Raw genomic sequence first — 20,107 nt, 5'->3', positions numbered from 1 at the left:
CCGGACAAACTTTTCGCTCAATGACTGCCCGGGCAATTGCTTTTAAATTTGTTAGTCGATGACAACCACAGGTTTAATGAGGTCAGATGGCTTGTCTCTCATGAGGAAAAGTGCTTCCTCGACGTGATCCCAACCATGGAACACATGCGTGACCTCTGGATGGAGGTCCAGTTTTCCGCTCGAAACGAGACGCGCAAGCTTTTCCATGCGCAAGCGCCCACCAGGCATGAGACCGCCACGAACATCTTTGTGGCCCATTCCAACGCCCCACTCAACACGAGGAATTTGGACGAAGTCACCTTTGCCGAGATAATTCACATTGCCAATCTTTCCGCCAGGTTTGAGACACTTAACTGCCTCCGCGAATGTGTCAACATTGCCACCAGCGATGCAAACGCGATCAACACCTTTCCCACCAGTGCGTTCGAGCACCTGCTCGTGAATTGGCCCGTCTTTGTAGGAAATAAACTCAGAGGCACCATAGCCTTTTGCAGCCTCTACGCAAACTGGACGAGTTCCAACAGCAATGATTCTGGAAGCACCGCGAAGTGCAGCACCCGCAACTGCCATCAATCCAACTGGACCAATGCCAATAACAAGCACTTCGTCTCCAAATTGAACGTCAGCAAGCTCAACTGCATGGAAACCGGTTGGCACCATGTCTGACAGAATGCAGGCGTCTGCTGGTTCAATTTCTTCAGGCAGGTGTGCCAAGTTGCCATCGGCGTCGTTTACGTGGAAGAACTCAGAGAACACTCCGTCTTTGAAGTTCGAGAACTTCCAACCTGCAAGCATACCACCAGAATGCATAGAATAGCCTGCCTGAGCTTCGAGAGAATTCCAGTCAGGCGTGATGGCTGGGACCAGAACGCGATCGCCCGGTTTGAAATCCTTGACCAACTCACCTACTTCCACAACTTCAGCAGAACACTCATGTCCAAGAATCATGTTGTGGCGCTCGCCAATTGCACCCTCCCAAAGTGTGTGAATGTCGGACGTGCAAATCGCGACGGCCAACGGTTTGCAGATTGCATCAAGTGGGCCGCACTCTGGTTTTTCTTTCTCAATCCAGCCCGACTCGCCAATCTTTAGCATTGCATAGCCTTTCATGACTAACCCCTCCTTTCTTTTCTAAAATTTAATCAGGGTATGTAAAGTCTACAAATGAAATGCAGGCAAAAAACATGTTTACAATTGCGTTTCGGGAAGCGTGAACTGAAAGAAACAGCTAAAAGCATTTCTTAAATGGCAATAATTGAACAGATGTTCACCCATAAGACCAGCATAAGGACTTGTTTTTGAATGTGTGTTCTGTAATCACAAAACATAAATTCCAAAATGTTACAAATGTTAAATCTGACGAGCGGAAGAGGTAATTTCGTTCTTAAAAGAAAACAGCGAGGACACTGCCTGAGAAACAATTTGAAACAGGGTTGGCACCAATGAGCATGCACGAATGAGCAAACATCGAAACTTTATGGTTGGCACCCATGTGCATTCGACGAAGATTCCTTTATGGTTTCATTGAAATTTGAACAATAGGCTGATTAGGGAATGAGAGTGAAAACAAAACTCCTTTAAATTATTAGTGCGAAAAGCTGTGGCACAGTGCATCTGCATTACTCCATGCAAACTGGGTTGGCACCAATGAGCATGCACGAATGAGCAAAGATCGAAACCTTATGGTTGGCACCACTGAGCATGCATGAATGAGAAACAATCGAAACTTTATAGTTGGCACCCATGAGCATGCACGAATGAGAAACAATCGAATCTTTTACGTTTGCGCCTGGGTAATTAAACAGGGTTGGCACCCCATGTACAACAGTTTCAACTTAACTTTTATGGTTGGCACCTGCACATGCAAACAGGGTTGGCTCCGATGTGCAACAGTTTCAACTTAACTTTTATGGTTGCACCTGTGCATGCAAACAGGGATGGCACCAATGAGCATGCACGAATGAGAAACAATCGAAACTATATGGTTGGCACCCATGTGCATTGGCACCCATGTGCATTCGACGAAGATTCCTTTATGGCTTCATTGAAATTTGAACAATAGGCTGATTAGGGAATGAGAGTGAAAACAAAACTCCTTTAAATTATTAGTGCGAAAAGCTGTGGCACAGTGCATCTGCATTGCTCGAAATTTTGTAGAGCAAAGATGCTATTCAAATCCGATTGCAGCGTTATCAACAATGATAGATGAGGAAACGTAGAAGTGGTGGAGCCGCGGGGAATCGAACCCCGATCCACACCAAACCTCGCATTAGGCTCTACAAGCTTAGTACAATTCGTCAGGCTTTAAAATGCTTCGGTCAATTGCACAAACGTCGCATTCGATTCGAACTTTATCTTTCTTCTAGTCAAGCAGTCGAAAATCTCAATTAGAAGGCACCCCTGAAAATGACACCTTCATCTCGAAGCGGGGATATCGAGAGAGGCGAGGCTGCACTAAATTAAGCAGCCATAGCGACAGGAGCGAATCCTGCGCTAGAAGTTTTAGCTTTGCCAATTAATTTGACTTTACCCATTATTAGCGTGTTTAGGAGAACACGGCCTGCTCCTCATGCGATAACTTGCCATGTCGAAACCATATCGGCCCCATAGGAACGTAGGGAAATTATACACGAACGCCCAGGGTCTTGCACTGTAGACAGAGAAGCATCGCAACGATACATGCACAACAGTGCCAACCATAAGTTAGATATGTTGTGAACACAGGTGCCAGGCATAAATAGACACAACATTAAAAGGTCCCATTTACAAAGGTGTCGCATTTACAAAGGTGCCAGGCATAAATAGACCCAACATTAAAAGGTCCCATTTACAAAGGTGTCGCATTTACAAAGGTGCCAGGCATAAATGTAAACCAAGGAGATGCCGCCTTGTACACTGGTGCCAGACATAAATTAAACTGGTGCCAGGCATAAACTCAAGTCACAAAAATTTGTTCAACACCAGGGAATAAACTATCGACTTAAGTAATTAGGCTTTAACCTTTACGACAATCTTTCGGACCTTCGACGGTGTTTCACCTAAAGAACAGCCCGGCTTATGAGCATCTTCAGGAGCTAACACAGAAAGATCTCCGGAATGCATGGCAACATCTGTAACAGCACCAGACGCTTCATAAAGACCAAAGTCATTTTTTGCATCAAAACTCTGTACCTCGACCGCATTCTCAAGTGGAGCATATTGCATTAGCTCTTCTCCGCAAACTACAAATTGAACATCGTAGTATCTCCGATGAGCTTCAAAGTGCTTTTCAGACGAAGGCACTGTTTCATATTCCTGCACGTTTGCAAAAACTTCGTCTCCATCAATATCAACACGTCCGACCGGCAGAGACAAAAGGTCACCGCGAGAAAGAAAATCATAGGCCTTCCTAAAACGGGAGCTTAAATAGTCATTACCCTCTGCGTGTGAAATGTTAGTTACCAGCAAAACAATTCCTTCCAGTTAAAGTCAAAAAATCAAAGCAACAAACTTCGCTACCACTCGCAAGTATACTGCTCATGTCACAATGGTGCCAGCCATAAATGCAAAAGCATGTGAAAAGAGTGTCTGCCATAAATGAAACTGCACAAACACACAGCAAAACCCCAGAGTGCAAATGATGCCAGCCATAAATGCAAAAGCATGTGAAAAGAGTGCCAGCCATAAATGAAACTATGTCACAATGGTGCCAGCCATAAATGCAAAAGCATGTGAAAAGAGTGCCAGCCTTAAATGAAACTGGAAAGAGTCCCAAAGAGTCCCAACTGGGAAGAGTTCCAAACATTGAAAATCTTGTAAATTACTGGTGCCAGCCTTAAATGCAAAAGCATATGAAAAGAGTGCCAGCCATAAATGAAACTGCACAAACACACAGCAAATCCTCAGAGTGCAAATGGTGCCAGCCATAAACGAAAACCAGCCATAATTGAAAGCCAATTGAAAGCTGAAAGTCAAAAAAGAACGCAGCTACAGAGTAACCGCGTTCTTCCCTTAAAACATATTCTTGAACGAAGTCTTCTTGGAGTCTTGTTACAAACAAAGACTTCTTGCCGATTCAAGTCCTAACACTCAGATGGTTTATTTACTAGCTTTTACATAACAGCTTGCAAAGACGTTATTAATGTCGTCATCTGAAAATCCTGCAAGATTTTCTTCGAGACCTTTATCCTTTGCAGTACCTTTTAGAGAGCATGATGAATAGACTTCAAACTCCTCAATGTCTATTGTTTTAAACCCAATTTCAGAGAGCGTGTTTTCGTAATCATCCTTACGAAGGACTCCAGATGTGGCCCCAAGAACCGCTCCGACTCCAAGTAATTCTGATGAAGTCATGCTCGTATTTTCGATAACAAAATCAGTCGCCACCATCTTGCCACCAGGCTTCAATACGCGAAATGCTTCTCTGATAACTTGAGTCTTGTCAGTGCACAAATTAATTACGCAGTTTGACAGAACATAATCAAAAGTCTCATCTTCAAAAGGAAGTTCCTCCAAAAATCCTTTTACAAATTCGACATTTTCAACCCCAGCTTCTGACTTGCTCTCATTTGCAAGATCAATCATTTCCTGAGTCATGTCAAGGCCATAAACAAAACCAGTTTCTCCAACTTTTTTAGCAGCAATAAAAGCGTCTGTGCCGCCACCAGAACCAAGATCTAGAATCTTCATTCCGGGAGTTAGTTCTGCACGATTGAATGGGTTAGCACAGCCTCGACAACAGCATAATGACTTTTCAGGGACAGCCTCTGTCAGTTCGTCATCATAGATGCAGCGCTCATCGCTTGCTCCTACGTGATTAGTTTCAGCGCAACCTAAAGTCTCTCCGGTCACCACACGCTTGGCGACTTCTGCATACTCTTTTTGCACCTCGTCTCGGCTTGTTCCTGCACAGCAACAAGAAGTCTTTCCCATTACAGCATCCATCCCTTCGAATAACCATCCAAAATCTCATATCCAGCAGCACGAAGAACACGCTGATAGGTGGCAACGCTAACTCCTCGTCCCCCATCTTCTGTCTTTTTTACGGTGTCGCGAGGGTTTGAGCCCATTTCTGCCCAAGCAAGGTTGGCACCAGCAGCCGCGCTCACGGCAGTAGACGCAGCACAATTAAGCATTGGTTTTCTCCCCGCGGCCAAACGATAAATGGCCACATTTTTCGCATTTGCAAAGTCGGAAAGTTCACCTCTGTCAGCGAGCAAAGTGCCAGGCACAGTAATTCTTCTACCGCATCCAGCCGAGTTGTTTGGATAGCTCATGCAGCGAAGCGTAGCCTCCGTCAACTCCTCTGGAGTGTTTTCGGGACCAATAGGCTCAACACAAGTCGATATGCTCATACCCTCGTCGACAAGATTGTGAATCGTCTCCCATCGAGAATCGATGCTCAAATTAGTATCAACCCCCTCACGCATGCGAATCGCATGATAGGCGCCATTTGCCCCAGCTTTGTGAAGCTCACGAACGTTTTCCTTCGTCATGTCATCGAAATTTACGAGAAGCGGCATGTCGTCATCAATCACCTCGCGAACTGCAGCGACCATTTCATATGCCTTCCCCATCGGATAGGTGCCGGTTGCCAACAAAAGCATAAGGTTGGCACCTGCGTCACAGAGGATTTTCGCACTTTCAATCACGTCCTCAACAGGCATTTCATATTTGCCCTTCTCGCGCACTGTGTTGCAAGCCGCAAAGGAACAAAACAAGCAGTTGTGAGGGCACGTTGTTGAATTGAGCCCAATCTGAGCATGAACTTCCGCTTTTCCATTACAGAGCTCCATTTGCAATTGACGGCCTGCCCAGCAAACATAGGCAGCAAGTGGGCTCTCAGGATTAATCTTATACAAATCTAAGATTTCGTCCTCCGCAAGACCTTCGCCAGTTAATCCTTTTTCCACGATTTCAATAACGCGCATTTTTTCCGTATCAGTCGGTTTTATGTACATACTCCCACCATGTTCTCTAATTGATTATTTTGCAGATATTTTTTGCAGATTACAGCATTAAGTGTAATATTGCTAATTATACTTAGTTTCTGCTTACTAAATACTGCACGCTTCAATTCAAAATTCCCAAGAACAGGACACTTTTTATGCAATTTTTAAAAGAGCCAACTGGCAGAATTACAACCTTTAAAGAGTTGTTGCTCATGCTTATGCCAATCTCAGCAATGCTCCTTGCAATGGGCTGTCACATGATTTTGCCAAATGTCTATCCTGAAAACTACGTTCCTCAAACATACTTTGGATTTTTGGTGGGCTGTCTTGCGCTTTATGCAATTCTTGTGGGTGTCGCTTCGTTTGTTCCCTATTTGCGAAAGAAGCTCGTGTATCTTTCGGGAATATTATTTGTCGCATTTCTGGCATTAGAAATTATAGATGTAATGACACTAAAGACAGGAATTTTAGAATTGCCGTTCATACCAAGCCCCGACAAAACACTAAGCTGTTTTACCCTCTACCCCGACAAAGTAATCCCTAGCTTTTTTGCATCGATGAATCTTTTATTGACGGGGTTTGCAATCGGCGCAATCACTGGTTTTATCAGCGGAATCCTAATGGGTTGGTCTCGCATTTGCAACTATTGGATATCTCCAATTCTCAAACTAATTGGGCCAGTTCCTTCGGCGGCATGGTTACCAATCGCTGTTGTTATCATGCCAACAAATCATGCTGCGGGCCTCTTTTTAATTGCTCTTTCGGTTTGGTTTCCTCTCACTTTGATGCTCTCATCGGCAATTCGCTCCACAAACGTAAAACTAGTCGAAGCAGCACGAGTGATGGGCGCAAGCGAGAGATATATTCTTTTTCATGTTGCGCTCCCAAATGCGATGCCGGCCATTTTTGATGGCCTTTTTATGGGTCTTTCCTCGAGTTTTGGCGCCCTGGTCGTAGCAGAAATGCTCGGAGTAAAAGAAGGGCTTGGATGGTATCTAACCTGGTCGAAATCGTGGAGCGACTATGGTCGAGTCTTTTCAACAACTGGCATTTTTATCATTGTTTTCTTTCTGCTCATCCAACTTCTTTTCTGGGTGCGTAAAAAAGCACTCAAATGGCAAACGGGACTTGTTAGGTGGTAGATTATGGCAGTTGATTTGATTGCAAGAAACATCATTCAAATTTTTAAAAATGAGAATCGTGAGGACGTTTGCGCTCTGCGAGATTTTAATTTTGAGACTCACGAACCTGAAATCGTTGGGATTGTTGGTTTCTCAGGGTGCGGAAAATCTACATTTTTAAGGCTTGTCGCAGGGCTTGACAAGCCGACTTCGGGCGAGCTTACCTACAACGGAGAGCCAATAGAAGGGCCAAATTACAATCGCGGTTTTATTTTTCAAAGTGCGACTCTTTTTGATTGGTTAAACATTTATGACAACATCGCTTTTGGACTAAAAGCTCGTGGTGTTTTCAAAGAGAACAAACACAAGGTTCAGGAATACATAGACTTAATGGGCCTAGCTGGATTTGAAAAATCGTACCCACATCAGGTGTCGGGCGGAATGGCTGCTCGCACTTCATTCGCAAGAACTTTCATTCAGGAACCAGAACTAGTTTTGCTTGATGAACCGCTATCTGCACTTGATGCCTTCACCAGAATGACAATACAAAAAGAACTTCTTAATATTCATCACCGAACTAAATCGACTTTAATTCTGGTAACCCACGATTTAGAAGAAGCAGTATTTTTGTGCGATCGTGTTGTCGTAATGACAGAACGTCCCGGCCGAAATGTAGGCGAAGTTCGCATAGATCTCGAGCATCCACGAAATCGCACGAGCGAAGAGTTTATCGAGCACCGAAAGCGCATTTTGAGCCTGTTTCCGAAGGAATTACAACTGTAACAATGGTGCCAGCCATAAATAAAAATGCATGTTCAAAATGGTGCCAGGCATAAAATCGCATTTGTGTAAACAGTGCCAGCCATAAATGAAAACGCGGAAAGCAGTAGCTTAACAGGGCATGAAATCCACAGGGACAATGGTGCCAGCCATAAATAAAAGTGCAGATACAAAACGGTGACAGGCATAAAATCGCGCTTGCGTAAACGGTGCCAGCCATAGATGAAGCTGCAAGTACAAACGGTGCCAGGCATAGATGTAATTGCAGTCACACACTACAAAATCCCGAGTTTAAATGGTGCCAGGCATAAATAAAACTCCGGGCTCGAACGGTGCCGGCCATAAAATCGCACTTGCATATAAGGGGCCAGCCATAGATGAAACTGCAGGTTCAAACGGTGCCAGGAATAGATGTAATTGCAGTTAAACACTACAAAGTCCCGAGTTTAAATGGTGCCAGCCATAAATAAAAGTGCAGATACAAAACGGTGACAGGCATAAAATCGCGTTTGCGTATACGGGGCCAGCCATAGATGAAACTGCAAGTTCAAACGATGCCAAACCTCGCTAAACCTGGCTTAAATCGCGTGGTATGTTAACATAAGCTAACTAAAGTCTTAAGGAGGAAAAATGGAATTATCGAGAAGAGATTTTCTGAAAGTTAGCGGAGCAGCTGGTCTTGCTTTTGCAACAACTGGACTCGTGGGCTGTTCTTCTGGCTCAAATGAAAAGAAGGAAGATGCCAAAGAAACAGCAGGTCTTCTTCCTGCAAAAATTGGCTACTGGGGCGGAACTTGTGAAGCAGAAATAATGATTGCCGAAGCAAACGGTTACTACAAAGAATGCGGCATAGATGCCAACGTTTTCAAAATCACAAGCGGCACAAATGAGCTGATTGCTAACAACGAAATTGACTTCTTTGAGGCTACACCAAATTTCTTACCTGGAATTTATCAAGGGCTCAAAATTAAGCTCATCGACAATGTCCACACAGGATGCATCCAAGGCGTGGCAAGCAAAGAATCTGCCATCAAGAGTTACAAAGATCTCGAGGGCAAAAAAATTGGAATGTTCTCCGAGGGCGACATGGCTCAGCTATTTATCCAGGCTCTAATGAAACAAGACGGCATCGATTATTCAAAAACAGAGTGGACCGCATACAGCGACGGTGGTGCCGCAATGGCATTTAAAGCGCTTCAGAATGGGGAAATTGATGGATTAACCTGGTTCGATCCGTATGGCGAAATTGGAGAGCTGGCAGGTTTTGTAAAATTCTTCAACAACGCAACAGAGCCCGCATACAAAGACTACACTTGCTGCTTCCTCGCGGCAACTCAGCACATCGTGGACGAAAGCCCTGACACCTGCAAAAAAGTTTGCGAGGCAATGCAAAAAGCAGCCGACTTCATCAAAAACAATCCTGCAGAAGCTGCGAAAATCATTCAAGACAGCGGATATGTCGCAGAATCAAGCACTATCCTCGAAGCTTATGGAATCAAGGACACTTCGGAGAACATCCACGAACGCCTGCTCAAGAGTTACACATGGTGCAATGGCGACAAAGAAATGTTTGAAAAAAGCGCAACAAAGAACTGGGATATTCTTTACTATGGTACCGACGTTATGACCGATGCTCCAACAAATGGAACCGATACTCAAGAGTACAAAGATTACGTCGCAAAACTTGTAGAAAAGGGCTATCAATACTTCGGCGCATAATTCTTTTTTTGTAGCTTTGCATGTGGTTTTAGCTAAAAAGAGAAAAGCGTTCCGACTGAGCACATGGCTGGCACCGTTGTCACACTTTCGTTACGTTGCTTGCGAGTGCAGTTTTATTCATGGTTGGCACCATTGCTACGCTTGCGATAAGCATACTTCAAACAAAAAAATTATGGCTGGCACCTTTTGATACCTTTTAAAGAAGCAACTAAAAACACTGTTAGAACACTGTTTCATATATGGTTGGCACCATTGATATGGCTCCTAGAATTGTGGCAGCCACCCAAGATTAAGAAAAAAACTGCGAGATCATTAAGCTTGAGGTGATCGAATTAGAAACAAAACAACCATATCGGTGACGCTCGAAATTATTTAGCGTGCAATAGAAATCCAAAGTTGTATTCAATTAAGAAGTCACTTTTTTACAACTGCATTCAAAAGTAGGCATGGATACATGGTTGGCACCATTGTTATGCTTGCACCATTGCTACACTTGCAGCATGAGGACTTCAAGAACGGATATATTTATGGCTGGCACCTTTTGATACCTTTTAAAGAAGCGCCTTAGAACACTGTTAGAACACTGTGTCAAATATGGTTGGCACCGTTGATATTTTTTCATCGATTGAAAATCACATTGAACAAATTTGCGGAAAGCCACTCTGCACATATAGGGTTGGCACCATTGTTATGCTTGCACCATTGCTACAGTTGCAATATGAGGACTTCAAGCAAAGAAGAATTATGGCAGGCACCTTTTAAACAAGAACGCTGTTTCAAATATGGTTGGCACCACTGCTCAATCGTTATTTATGAAGGTTTGCGATGCAAAAAAGTTTCCTAAAGCTATAATTTGGGAACTGCTCATCTTCTGCAAAATGGTAGAAACATTTAAAAAGGCATCAGCCCTTCTGTTTTATTTCATTTTTAAATCAATAGAGAAAGATTTATTTAATGTTCAGGTTAGTAATACAAAGCGTAAAACAAAGGAAAGTTCAGAGCATCGCTCTTTGCGCCACCATTGCTGTTAGCGTAGCCGCATTCGTAGCACTTTTGCTCCTCGGAGGAGGAGTTTACCAGGGCATTGAACTTAGCGAGGAGCGCTCAGGTGCTCAAATTTTATGCGTCCCCAGCGACGCGGAGGACCAGCTCGAAGACACAGACATCCTTTTCACAGGTGCACCTGTCAGTGCATACATCGACGAGTCGATTGCTGATCAAATTCGCCAAGTTGATGGCGTCGATGCAGTAACAACGCAATTTTATGGACAAACACTCGGGCAAGCATGCTGTTCGCCTGACGAGGCAACAAAAATCATTGGATACGATGCGACAACTGACTGGGTTATTAAGCCTTTTTGCGAAACTCAATTTAGCGGTGACTTAGCCGATGATGAAGTGATAGTTGGAGCAAATGTTTCAGGCTACAAACGCGGAAAGGGCCTCATTCTTGGTCATGATGTGGTAGTAAAGTCTACGCTTGCGCCCACAGGAACCTATCTGGACAGCTCAATTATCATGAACAGAAAAGCTGTTCGTGAAATGTCGAAAGAAACACAGGAATTCAATCATTTGTGGGAAAAATACGGCGATCCTGACACGCTCTGCAGTGCGATTCTTGTGAAAACCGACCCCCAGAAGGCGTCTTCAATTGCAGGCAAAATCAAAAGATATGCGCCTGGCAACTACGTTACATTAGTGCAATCTTCCGTACTTGAAAAGACACAAAAAAGCTTCGATGTAATATTTGCCGTCATGCTTGGTTGTGCGATTGCGCTAATCTTCGCATCTGTGCTTCAGCTCGTAGCAAGATTTTCAACTCTTGTTTGGGACAGAAGAAGTGAGCTGGCTCTGTTCAGAGCGCTCGGTGCAACAAAATCGAACCTTGCATCTCTCATTTGCGGGGAAGCTTTTTTCCTAACTGGTGTTGGAGCAATTATCGGCGGCGCACTTGGGTTTACAATCTATTACGCCATGCTGCAAACCATGCAGAAAAACACTGCTTTCCCATTCTCCCCGCTAGATCCTGCACAAATGACAATTGGGATTCTTGTTATAGTTTTGGTTTTCTTCATTGTGACTTTACTTGCTATAATTCCGCCACTAAGGCAGTCTTCAAACATCGACCCCGCATCAGCAATGAATCAGGTTGACATAGGTTAAAGGCGATGTCTTCACGGAATGCGGGTAATTGGCTTAGCGCCTAATATTATGGTTGGCACCGCGTGACTAATGGTTTTAACGTACAAAAAGCAAGCAAAACCTACAGGACAAATTGAGGAATAAAGAAACAAAAGCTTTAAAGCAGATTGAACATTATGGTTGAACATTATGGTTGGCACCTATGTGTTGGATAGAAAGTAAGAAATTCTGAATAAAGAAAAGGGTTGTCACCTTTTCTAGGAGTTAAAAAAACAAAAACAAGAGTTGGCACTGTAATAAAAAGCAGTCAACCCATGGTTGGCACCATTTCATAATGAGAACAAAGCAGATAGAGCAGAAAGAGTAAAAATGGCTGAACCAGTTCTTAAATTAGAAAACATATCAAAAGAATATTCAGAGCAAATACTTAACGACATTTCATTTGAACTCGAAAAGGGGAAGAGTCTCTGCGTTATGGCCCCGTCGGGGAAAGGTAAGTCGACACTCCTTTCAATAGCAGGGCTCTTGCTCGCTCCCACGGCAGGAAATGTGTATATAAATGGAGTTGAAACAACTGCTCTAAACGACGACCAAAAGAGCAAGTTGCGCAGCGAGACTATAGGCTTCCTTTTTCAACACACACAGCTCTGTGGAACACTTCGTGCAAACGACAACGTTTGCCTACCCGCTTTTTTTAACAAAGCAGAATCAAGACTGAACAAAGAAGAGATCTCAAAACAAGCAGATGCATTGCTTGAAAGATTTGGACTGTATGAGAGAAAATATTACTTTCCAAACCAACTATCAATCGGTCAGAAAAGAAGGATTGCCTGTGCAAGAGCCCTTTTCTTAAACCCAGAACTCATCATTGCAGACGAGCCAACAAACGATCTCGATGAAAAAAATAAGCAGACGGTGATTGAGTCACTTTTTGAGCCAGTTAAGGCTGGCACCGCTGCTCTGCTGTATGCAACACATGATGAATCGGTTGCAAAACTCGCTGACGAGATTATCCACATATAGGCAGTGTGAGCTAATACAGGTGCCAGCCCTTAGAGGACTTTGCGGCTCTAACACACTAACACACTGGTGCCAGCCATAACTTATGCATGCCATAATTTATGCAATGGGGTCAGCACAATGGTGCCAGCCATATTAAAAGAACTGTGAAGTCAAAGCGACTTTTGTATTCAGCGACTGTCTTCTAAACCACAAGTGAGCTAATACAGGTGCCAGCCCTTAGAGGACATTGCGGCTCTCGCTTTTTCGGTTTCTCGAATGATGTGCTCCCTAGAATCAGAATACCCACGCTCTCTAGGGTCTTGTCCAGCATCAACCCAAGCTACGCCTCCGACACAACCAATTGGAACCTTTAAACCGCAAACCAATCGCAAAATTGAAGCTACAAGCTGCACCCTCTCAACCGAAGGAGTTTTACCCTCAAAATTAATGCCATCAACCTCACACAATCCACAAACACCAGTCGCCCAAGGATTATTACTTGCCACCTCAAGGATTCTGTCGGCTATATCCATAGCAAGGGCCTCATCAAAAGGCTCCCACACGGGCTCAACGCCATTCATTAAGTCGAATCTAATCAATTTTACGTTCTTAATAGTTTGGCGCCGTAAATTAGGGTTGGCACCCGTAATCTCTCCCTCACGAATTCGAAGTGAGTGGTATACACAAGTTGCACCAGCTACTTTTAATCTCGAGAGGTCATCAAGGGTCATGTCGCGGTAATTAACAATAACTCCTATTTCAGGATTTAAGATATTTCTTGCAGTCACCACAAAATCAAGAAACTCATTGAAAGGAAGCGCAGCCGTTCCCATGAGACTAACAGCATCAACCTTTGCTTCATTAAATGAATGCAAATGATAGATAAACTCTTCTGACGACAGTTTCGAACACTTGTTATGCTCTGCAATCCTTAACTTTAACCTTTCAGAAAATTCGCCCTGGAGCCTAAAATTATCTAGAGCAAAAGCACAATACTTGCAATTCACAGGACAAACACTATTGTCAACACCAATTTGTCCAAACACATGCATTTTCCCCTTAGCAGCGCAATAGCCAACGTCAAAGGCATATTTATTGATTTTCTCAGCATCACTAGAAAAAGGGTCAACCATAAGCAAAGAAGCTATCTCCCTCTGGGAAACAGCTTCTCCTCTCATTAATCTTGAAATTGTTTCTTGAATAGTCAAGTTTCGATCTAGACCGTTTGCTTTGGGACTTCAAGTTCGTTGAATTTATTTGCCTTAACGAACGAAATTATCGAAACTACAAGCGAAACCCCCATGCAAATTAGAACAGCCAGCCTTGTGTTGTGGCAATGCATCGCGCTAGAGCAAACGCCAATGCCGAACGAGGTCATGAGAACACATATTACGAAAATGGTGACAAACAGGCCCACCATGCAACACATGCGCGCCATGCGCTCATTAATGTATGTTGAGCAAACGACCAAAGTAATGCCAATCAAAGAGACGAGAGTAACCGCGACAAATGTCCAGTGGCATTTCATCGGCGCTGTAGCACCTGATGCGAGCTCGACTTCGCCAGTGCAACCGCCCATACGCAAGGCAAAAAGAAACGCCGCCAAAAAAGCTACGAAATTGATTGCACTCAAAATTCTCCACTTCAAATCATTCATTAAAACTACCTTTCTAGACCTCTAGATATTTTTTAATGTCATCAATTTTTTCTAGTGTTTCGTAGTAACCCAACCAATAAAAGAGCTTTAAACGCTCGGTATCTTTCTCTAAGCGCCCCACAGTTTCATTGGTGCCAGGGCAAAGGAGAAACACCTTGCCATCTTTTGCTGCTTGCTCTCCATCCTTGCTTTCGCGAGAATACTCAAGGTTGTCACGCTCTAACACGCTGGCTAGATTGGGAAATTTTTTGTCATAAAAATGCGCCATGTGATTCAATTTGTCTGGACATCTGAAACCCAATGGACGGTTCCGAATCAACAAAATCTTCTCAAAACCTTCGTTCAAAGCCCACTCCCAAGGGTTACTTCTCGAACATCCTCCGTCGAGATAGGGCTTCCCGTCAATGGTGACAGGCTTAGATATAAATGGCATTGATGCCGACGCACGTACTGCTTGAAAAATGTTTGAGCATCTTCCGCGCTCAAAAACAACAGGCTCACCGGTTTCGCAATCAGTAGCAACGGCCGCAAATCGGCGCTCTGGAGAAAAAAATCGCTCGTAATCAAACGTGTACTCTTTAGGGGTTTCATTCAGAATGAAATCTATGCCAAAAATCCCGGAATCAGTCACCAAAGGGACAAACCCAACATAGCGTGGATCTTTCCGATAATTGAGATTTATACGAATTCCACGCCCGATGTCCCCAGCGACGTAACACATTCCAGCCAAAGCACCAGCAGACACACCAACGACTGTCTGCATATTTATGTCATTTTCCATGAGCGCATCAAGAACACCCTGCGAGTAGACACCTCGCAAAGCGCCCCCTTCAATAACCGCGCAACCAGGAGTAATCGTCCCACTCGCTTTCCCCGAAGGAATTTCTGGAAGTTCGCGATATTTTTTGTGCTGATTCATTCAACATATTGTAGTGCATTTCCATCGACAATTTTCATTAGGGTTGGCACCACAGTGCGGACACCATATTGTAAGTCAATTCGCCACCTTATCATTGCCGCAGAGATCATAGCAACGAGTGCAAACAACAAAACTCACCAAATAAGGGTTGGCACCACAGTGTGGACACCATGGTGTAACTAACTTCGCTACCTGATCAATGCCACAGAGATCATAGCGACGAGTGCAAACAACAAAACCAAAACCAAACAACAAAACTCACCAAACAAGGGTTGGCACCACAGTGTGGACACCATAGTGTAAGTCAATTCGCCACCTTATCAATGCCGCTGAGATTATAGCAACGAGTGTCAAACAACAAAACTAGAATCGCCAAACAAGCGTCAACAAAAACCCAATTTGCACTATGCCGTCTGCATGGGTTGTCACAACTGAAAGGTTGTTCCCTCCGAATGGCTGTCACTTCTGCATGTCTATTTCATCCGAATGGCTGCCCCCATCCATGTGGTGTCTCATCTGCACGGTAATTCCATCTGCATGGCTGTCACCATAGTCTTTGTCGTCACACAATGCGGGAATATCGGGGAATGAACTGGAGGTTAGGAACTCAGAATAACAACGCGCCTCCGATTAATACCCGTAATTCGGGAAATTTGAGTGACATTAGAACCAAGACTGAGAAGTTTTTTCACAAGGGCCCTAAGCAAATTCTCTGGAAGAGAAGGAATCCTCCCAACATTATGCTTTTTTACGAACCTTGTCACAATCTCAATTAAATGAAGCTCAGAAACAGGATCTTTAGGAATAGTCTCGCATTGTTTAAAAATTTCAGGTTCGACATCCATTTTTGCTCGTTCGCAAGTGTATTTTTTAAGAAACTCGACAGACACTACAGAGTCCAAAAAGTTGTAGGCCTCGGGGTTGATCTTTGGATCATCTAGTTCACGAAAACTTGACCAGCGATAATCGCGAGCATCATGCACAACTTTAGCCTTAACTGGATTATTGAAAATCTACGCCGCAGTATCTATCAATTGTTGACGGCAATTTATTGGCTTGGAGCAGAAACGTCCGTTCCAGATGGTGCCCGACCTGCCATATTTGCGATTAAACCAGCGGACAAACGTGGCTCCCACCGACTCAAACACACTTGCACAGTTCCCAATTGGAGCATAAACAAAAGCATGAACATGATTGTTCATCAAAACATAGCCAAGCAGCAAAACATGAAAGCGCGAGCAGCTTTCCTTAAGACATTCAATGAATTTTAGCCGGTCCTCGTCATCGTAAAACACAACCTGGCTGTTATGCCCCTTAAGTCCAATGTTATGAACGAGAATGCTCGATTCAACTCTTGGTTTTCTTCCCATAATTACTTCCTTTCAATTGTTGGGGATTCTCAATTGCTGGGGATTCCCCAAAGGGTTTTTCATTGAATTAAAGGTTAGTTTGAACATTCCAAAAAAATAAGAAAGAAAGCATGCATGAAAACTTAATGAAAACTGAATGAAAACTGAATATAAAATGCCTGATAACTGAATAAAAAATGAACAAAATGATGAAGCAACAGTGAATGATTTTATTCTGCTGATTGGCGCTTTAGCTGTTAATTTTATGGCTGGCACCTTTTAACTAGATAAAAAGAGAAAAGGCGAGCATAACTCGCCTTTTCTTTATGGCTGGCACCAGCAAACACGATGCACAATGGAGGGGTTTCATCTATGGCTGGCACCTATGTTAAGCAACGATACAAACCTCGTCGGCAGTTATGGCTGGCACCGTTGCATGATGACGCTCAAGATAAACCTAGTTCTTGATCTTGACTTCCGAAAGCTCTGTACCCGACTGCTCGCGAGAGAAAATAATCGCAATGAGAGCAAGTACAGCAATTGAGACGAAGTAGAAACCAGGAGCCAATTGATTACCCGTAATGCTTACGAGCCACAAGCAAATGGCTGAGCAAGAGCCACCAAACAGACCATTCGCAAGGTTAAACGTAAACGCAAAACCAGTGAAGCGAACCTCCGTTGGGAACTGCTCTGACAAATAACTCGCCAGTGTACCGTCATTAATGCAGAGCAAAAGAGCCATGAACAACTCAGCTGCAAGAATGACATAGAACTCGAGCGTTGCCAACAGCATGTAGCAAGGAATCGTGCAAACAACAAAGCCTATCGCAGCAATCAACAACATCTTCTTTCTGCCGAAGTGGTCAGACAACCATCCGGAGATGAAAATGAACGCGATGTAGGCAAACAGAACAATCGTTGTAATTGTGCCAGCTGAAGCTGCGTCATACTCGAGAACAGATTCGAGATATGCAGGCATAAACGTAAGCACTGCATAAAAACCAATAGCGTTCAAAATTGCAGATCCAAAGCAGATAATCGTGGTTCTTGGATATTTACGAATAACATCGCGAACTGGAGTCTTAGATCCAACCTCTTTTCCACCAGCTTCGGCTTCTTCCATCATTTGTTCATAAACTGGAGAGTCAGCTAGGTGGGTTCGGATGTAGTTAGTAATCCAACCAAGTGGAAGAGCAATCAAGAATGGGAATCTCCATCCCCACTCAGTAACAAACGGGGCGTCAGCGCCACCGCAAATTGCAAACATGGTGGTTGCAAAAAACGAACCAACAAGAAGGCCAGTTGCGGTTGATGCCGGAACAGCAGAAACATAAAGACCGCGTTTCTTTACAGGTGCATACTCAGCAATAAACGTTGAAGCGCCTGCATATTCACCAGAAGCGGAGAATGACTGAGTCATACGGCACAGAAGCAACAAAAATGGAGCCGCCAAACCAATCATTGCATACCCTGGCAAGCAGCCAATCAAGAACGTTGCCGTGGTCATTACAAGAATCGAAATTGAAAGTGTCCACCGTCGACCCTTTTTATCGCCCATGTTTCCCCAGAACAGACCGCCAATCGGGCGGACCAAATAGGAGAGCGCAAAAACGGCGAAAGCGGACATTGTTGTTACTATCGGATCGCCTTCCGGGAAAAATACAAGTCCGATAGTAACAGCAAAGTAAGAATAGCTCGCGTAGTCAAACCATTCAATGAAGTTACCTAAAAACGAAGAAACAACAACTTTCTTGAGCATCGTCTGTTTTTGTTCTTCGGTAATAACAATGTGCTCGCTCATTATAAAACCTCCCTGGTTAATTTAAGTTGCACACTTTACAAGTGAGCTTAACAAGAATAAAGCTCACGGCTTCAAACTTTATGGTTGGCACCATTTGCAATTCCACAAACAATAATGCCCTTTCAAAGTTCGAAGCTGGCGGGCTCTCATGAGTCAGCGAAAGCCCGCCGTACCAGCCTCGTAAGGCCAGTTTTACCCTACTGAAATCCATGGTTGGCACAACTCCGACAAGCAGTTACAGTCCTTCCGTCGTCCACCAACTGCCTGCAAAAATATCATTATAGAGACATGCCTGTCCCCATATACGAATGCTTTGCAGTCACGAGTACATGGTTGGCACTGCCACACCATTGCACCGTTGACCACCAGCGTCCTATAACAACACGCAACGCTACTCACGACGATGCAGGTTACAACACTATGGCTGTCCCCTTATGCAGGTTACAACGCTATGGCTGTCCCCACGGTTCAAAAGGTGCACACCCCACAAATCAAGCGGGATCTAGTCCCACATCTCAGGTCGAACCAAAGTAGAATCTTTGACTCTGTTAGGGAAGTAATCCTCACAACCACCCTCACGATAAACGTCAGCAGTGCTGCAGTGCAGGCCTCCACCGAATGGATATGCGTCGCGAAGATCGCAAGGAATTACATTCATGCCAAGCTTGTCCATCTGCTCAAGCTGATGCACTTCAGATGCCTCAACAATTACAGTCTTAGGATCAAGAACGAGGCAGTTCATTGACAGCCATACACTCGAGTAGCACAGTGGTGGTGGCTCGGTGTGTGCTGGCTGTGCTGCGTCGACAATTTGCCAGTCGTTGGCCTCAAAGATTGCACGCTGCTCTTCTGGAAGCGGACGCACAGGGTTATTAATAATGAGACCTGGACGAAGTGGAACAAACGTAGCGTCGATGTGAATTGGATATGGGTCTCCAGGGAAGTTAACCGCATGGATGCGGATGTCTGGATAATATCTCTGGAACCAGTCCATAGCAGCGCGATTGGTTGTCAAACCATGCTGAATGAAAAAGTCCTTACCCATTCTCATGACGTCAGCTGCGTCCCACATTGGCTCGATTTCAGTTGTGACAAAGTCCTTTGCAGCCGTTCTTTCAAGACGCTCTTCAAGAGTAATCTTCTCATCATAATAATTGTGCTTATAGGACTTGTCGGTCAAACGAGGGCGAGGTGCTTGAGACCATAGGAACTCTGGGTCCTCATCAAAATACTGCTTCATGAGTGGCCAATAGGCGAGATACTCAAAATAGCGGCATCTAAATGAGTTTGCAGAAGCGATAATCTCGTTGCCAACTGTCAACAAAATGTCACGAGGAGGCATGCAGGTAAACATTGAGTCGTTGCGGAAGTCAGGAGTACCGATTGCCTGGTTCCATTGCAAAGGAGTTGGACGATCAACGATAACGCCGCGATCCTCCAAAATCTTTACCAGGTTCTCGAGGCACTCATTACCTCTTTCTACTGTGTCAAGTGGGCGAAGACCCCACATGCCTCTCATGGCAGAGTCGATTGGCACTTTCTCTGAAGTTGCTGGCTCCTCTGGCGGAATAACAGAGTTGTCACAACGGCCAACAATGACTCGTTTCAGAGGGTCCCAATCGTTCCAGGAATTGACGATTTTTGCCATGTTTCCTCCTTTCAAAAAATTTATAAATTTTGCAAAGTC

18 protein-coding genes and 1 other RNA gene are annotated in these 20,107 nt (G+C 44.2%); 6 read left to right on the top strand and 13 right to left on the bottom strand.

Features of this window, described 5'->3' with window-relative positions; all coding sequences use genetic code 11:
- Positions 1-51: 51 nt before the first annotated feature.
- From FXZ76_RS02665 to FXZ76_RS02640, 6 genes are all read right to left on the bottom strand, one after another.
- Entirely contained in the window at positions 52-1,110 is a 1,059-nt protein-coding gene (locus FXZ76_RS02665; RefSeq protein WP_079535650.1) for an NAD(P)-dependent alcohol dehydrogenase, read from the bottom strand.
- Positions 1,111-1,619: 509 nt separating this feature from the next.
- Positions 1,620-1,814, bottom strand: coding sequence for a hypothetical protein (locus FXZ76_RS06415; protein ID WP_079535649.1), 195 nt, complete (start codon positions 1,812-1,814; stop codon positions 1,620-1,622).
- A 408-nt stretch (positions 1,815-2,222) separates the two neighbouring features.
- Positions 2,223-2,606: a transfer-messenger RNA gene (ssrA, locus tag FXZ76_RS02655) on the bottom strand.
- A gap of 382 nt (positions 2,607-2,988) precedes the next feature.
- The gene (locus FXZ76_RS02650) at positions 2,989-3,447 is read right to left on the bottom strand and encodes a NanQ anomerase/TabA/YiaL family protein (RefSeq protein WP_079535647.1); all 459 of its coding nucleotides are present in this window, start codon (positions 3,445-3,447) and stop codon (positions 2,989-2,991) included.
- 630 nt (positions 3,448-4,077) lie between these two features.
- Positions 4,078-4,911, bottom strand: coding sequence for a methyltransferase domain-containing protein (locus FXZ76_RS02645; protein WP_157887277.1), 834 nt, complete (start codon positions 4,909-4,911; stop codon positions 4,078-4,080).
- A complete protein-coding gene (locus FXZ76_RS02640) occupies positions 4,911-5,939 on the bottom strand; it encodes a biotin synthase BioB (RefSeq protein ID WP_079535643.1) in 1,029 nt (342 codons plus the stop codon). The genes FXZ76_RS02645 and FXZ76_RS02640 overlap by 1 nt, the downstream gene beginning before the upstream one ends.
- Positions 5,940-6,085: 146 nt before the next feature.
- Here FXZ76_RS02640 and FXZ76_RS02635 point away from each other — a divergent pair, with 146 nt between their 5' ends.
- From FXZ76_RS02635 to FXZ76_RS02615, 6 genes are all read left to right on the top strand, one after another.
- On the top strand, positions 6,086-7,072 hold the full coding sequence (locus tag FXZ76_RS02635; protein WP_147571521.1) for an ABC transporter permease: 987 nt from the start codon (positions 6,086-6,088) through the stop codon (positions 7,070-7,072).
- A gap of 3 nt (positions 7,073-7,075) precedes the next feature.
- Complete coding sequence (locus FXZ76_RS02630; protein ID WP_079535642.1) at positions 7,076-7,834, top strand: ABC transporter ATP-binding protein; 759 nt, start codon at positions 7,076-7,078, stop codon at positions 7,832-7,834.
- Between the two features lie 627 nt (positions 7,835-8,461).
- On the top strand, positions 8,462-9,550 hold the full coding sequence (locus FXZ76_RS02625; RefSeq protein WP_079535641.1) for an ABC transporter substrate-binding protein: 1,089 nt from the start codon (positions 8,462-8,464) through the stop codon (positions 9,548-9,550).
- Positions 9,551-10,135: 585 nt separating this feature from the next.
- The gene (locus FXZ76_RS06305) at positions 10,136-10,312 is read left to right on the top strand and encodes a hypothetical protein (RefSeq protein WP_157887276.1); all 177 of its coding nucleotides are present in this window, start codon (positions 10,136-10,138) and stop codon (positions 10,310-10,312) included.
- A 192-nt stretch (positions 10,313-10,504) separates the two neighbouring features.
- The gene (locus FXZ76_RS02620; protein WP_079535640.1) at positions 10,505-11,713 is read left to right on the top strand and encodes an ABC transporter permease; all 1,209 of its coding nucleotides are present in this window, start codon (positions 10,505-10,507) and stop codon (positions 11,711-11,713) included.
- 348 nt (positions 11,714-12,061) lie between these two features.
- Positions 12,062-12,715, top strand: a complete 654-nt coding sequence (locus tag FXZ76_RS02615; protein ID WP_079535639.1) for an ABC transporter ATP-binding protein — start codon at positions 12,062-12,064, stop codon at positions 12,713-12,715.
- 197 nt (positions 12,716-12,912) lie between these two features.
- Here FXZ76_RS02615 and FXZ76_RS02610 read toward each other — a convergent pair whose 3' ends face one another.
- The 7 genes from FXZ76_RS02610 to FXZ76_RS02580 form a co-directional block, all read right to left on the bottom strand.
- On the bottom strand, positions 12,913-13,872 hold the full coding sequence (locus FXZ76_RS02610; RefSeq protein WP_147571519.1) for a radical SAM family protein: 960 nt from the start codon (positions 13,870-13,872) through the stop codon (positions 12,913-12,915).
- 38 nt (positions 13,873-13,910) lie between these two features.
- Complete coding sequence (locus FXZ76_RS02605) at positions 13,911-14,351, bottom strand: DUF4418 family protein (protein WP_079535637.1); 441 nt, start codon at positions 14,349-14,351, stop codon at positions 13,911-13,913.
- A 13-nt stretch (positions 14,352-14,364) separates the two neighbouring features.
- A complete protein-coding gene (locus tag FXZ76_RS02600) occupies positions 14,365-15,270 on the bottom strand; it encodes a patatin-like phospholipase family protein (RefSeq protein ID WP_079535636.1) in 906 nt (301 codons plus the stop codon).
- A 599-nt stretch (positions 15,271-15,869) separates the two neighbouring features.
- The gene (locus FXZ76_RS02595) at positions 15,870-16,253 is read right to left on the bottom strand and encodes a hypothetical protein (protein ID WP_079535635.1); all 384 of its coding nucleotides are present in this window, start codon (positions 16,251-16,253) and stop codon (positions 15,870-15,872) included.
- Between the two features lie 30 nt (positions 16,254-16,283).
- Positions 16,284-16,640 carry a transposase gene (locus FXZ76_RS02590; protein ID WP_079535634.1) on the bottom strand — a complete coding sequence of 119 codons (357 nt, stop codon included), beginning with the start codon at positions 16,638-16,640 and terminating at the stop codon, positions 16,284-16,286.
- A 436-nt stretch (positions 16,641-17,076) separates the two neighbouring features.
- Positions 17,077-18,420, bottom strand: coding sequence for an MFS transporter (locus FXZ76_RS02585; protein WP_079535633.1), 1,344 nt, complete (start codon positions 18,418-18,420; stop codon positions 17,077-17,079).
- A 502-nt stretch (positions 18,421-18,922) separates the two neighbouring features.
- A complete protein-coding gene (locus FXZ76_RS02580) occupies positions 18,923-20,068 on the bottom strand; it encodes a serine/threonine protein kinase (RefSeq protein ID WP_079535632.1) in 1,146 nt (381 codons plus the stop codon).
- Positions 20,069-20,107: the final 39 nt, after the last annotated feature.

The sequence above is a fragment of the Phoenicibacter congonensis genome, assembly GCF_902386915.1.
In the GTDB taxonomy this organism is placed as follows: Bacteria; Actinomycetota; Coriobacteriia; order Coriobacteriales; family Eggerthellaceae; genus Phoenicibacter; species Phoenicibacter congonensis.
The sequence above is the reverse complement of the archived record's forward strand: the minus strand, read 5'-3'. Positions and strand labels throughout refer to the sequence as shown.

Coding starts and splice junctions, on each gene's coding strand:
- FXZ76_RS02665 (WP_079535650.1), bottom strand. CDS start 1,110: ATGAAAGGCTATGCAATGCTAAAGATTGGCGAGTCGGGCTGGATTGAG.
- FXZ76_RS02645 (WP_157887277.1), bottom strand. CDS start 4,911: ATGGGAAAGACTTCTTGTTGCTGTGCAGGAACAAGCCGAGACGAGGTG.
- FXZ76_RS02640 (WP_079535643.1), bottom strand. CDS start 5,939: ATGTACATAAAACCGACTGATACGGAAAAAATGCGCGTTATTGAAATC.
- FXZ76_RS02635 (WP_147571521.1), top strand. CDS start 6,086: ATGCAATTTTTAAAAGAGCCAACTGGCAGAATTACAACCTTTAAAGAG.
- FXZ76_RS02630 (WP_079535642.1), top strand. CDS start 7,076: ATGGCAGTTGATTTGATTGCAAGAAACATCATTCAAATTTTTAAAAAT.
- FXZ76_RS02625 (WP_079535641.1), top strand. CDS start 8,462: ATGGAATTATCGAGAAGAGATTTTCTGAAAGTTAGCGGAGCAGCTGGT.
- FXZ76_RS02620 (WP_079535640.1), top strand. CDS start 10,505: ATGTTCAGGTTAGTAATACAAAGCGTAAAACAAAGGAAAGTTCAGAGC.
- FXZ76_RS02615 (WP_079535639.1), top strand. CDS start 12,062: ATGGCTGAACCAGTTCTTAAATTAGAAAACATATCAAAAGAATATTCA.
- FXZ76_RS02610 (WP_147571519.1), bottom strand. CDS start 13,872: ATGAGAGGAGAAGCTGTTTCCCAGAGGGAGATAGCTTCTTTGCTTATG.
- FXZ76_RS02605 (WP_079535637.1), bottom strand. CDS start 14,351: ATGAATGATTTGAAGTGGAGAATTTTGAGTGCAATCAATTTCGTAGCT.
- FXZ76_RS02600 (WP_079535636.1), bottom strand. CDS start 15,270: ATGAATCAGCACAAAAAATATCGCGAACTTCCAGAAATTCCTTCGGGG.
- FXZ76_RS02590 (WP_079535634.1), bottom strand. CDS start 16,640: ATGGGAAGAAAACCAAGAGTTGAATCGAGCATTCTCGTTCATAACATT.
- FXZ76_RS02585 (WP_079535633.1), bottom strand. CDS start 18,420: ATGAGCGAGCACATTGTTATTACCGAAGAACAAAAACAGACGATGCTC.
- FXZ76_RS02580 (WP_079535632.1), bottom strand. CDS start 20,068: ATGGCAAAAATCGTCAATTCCTGGAACGATTGGGACCCTCTGAAACGA.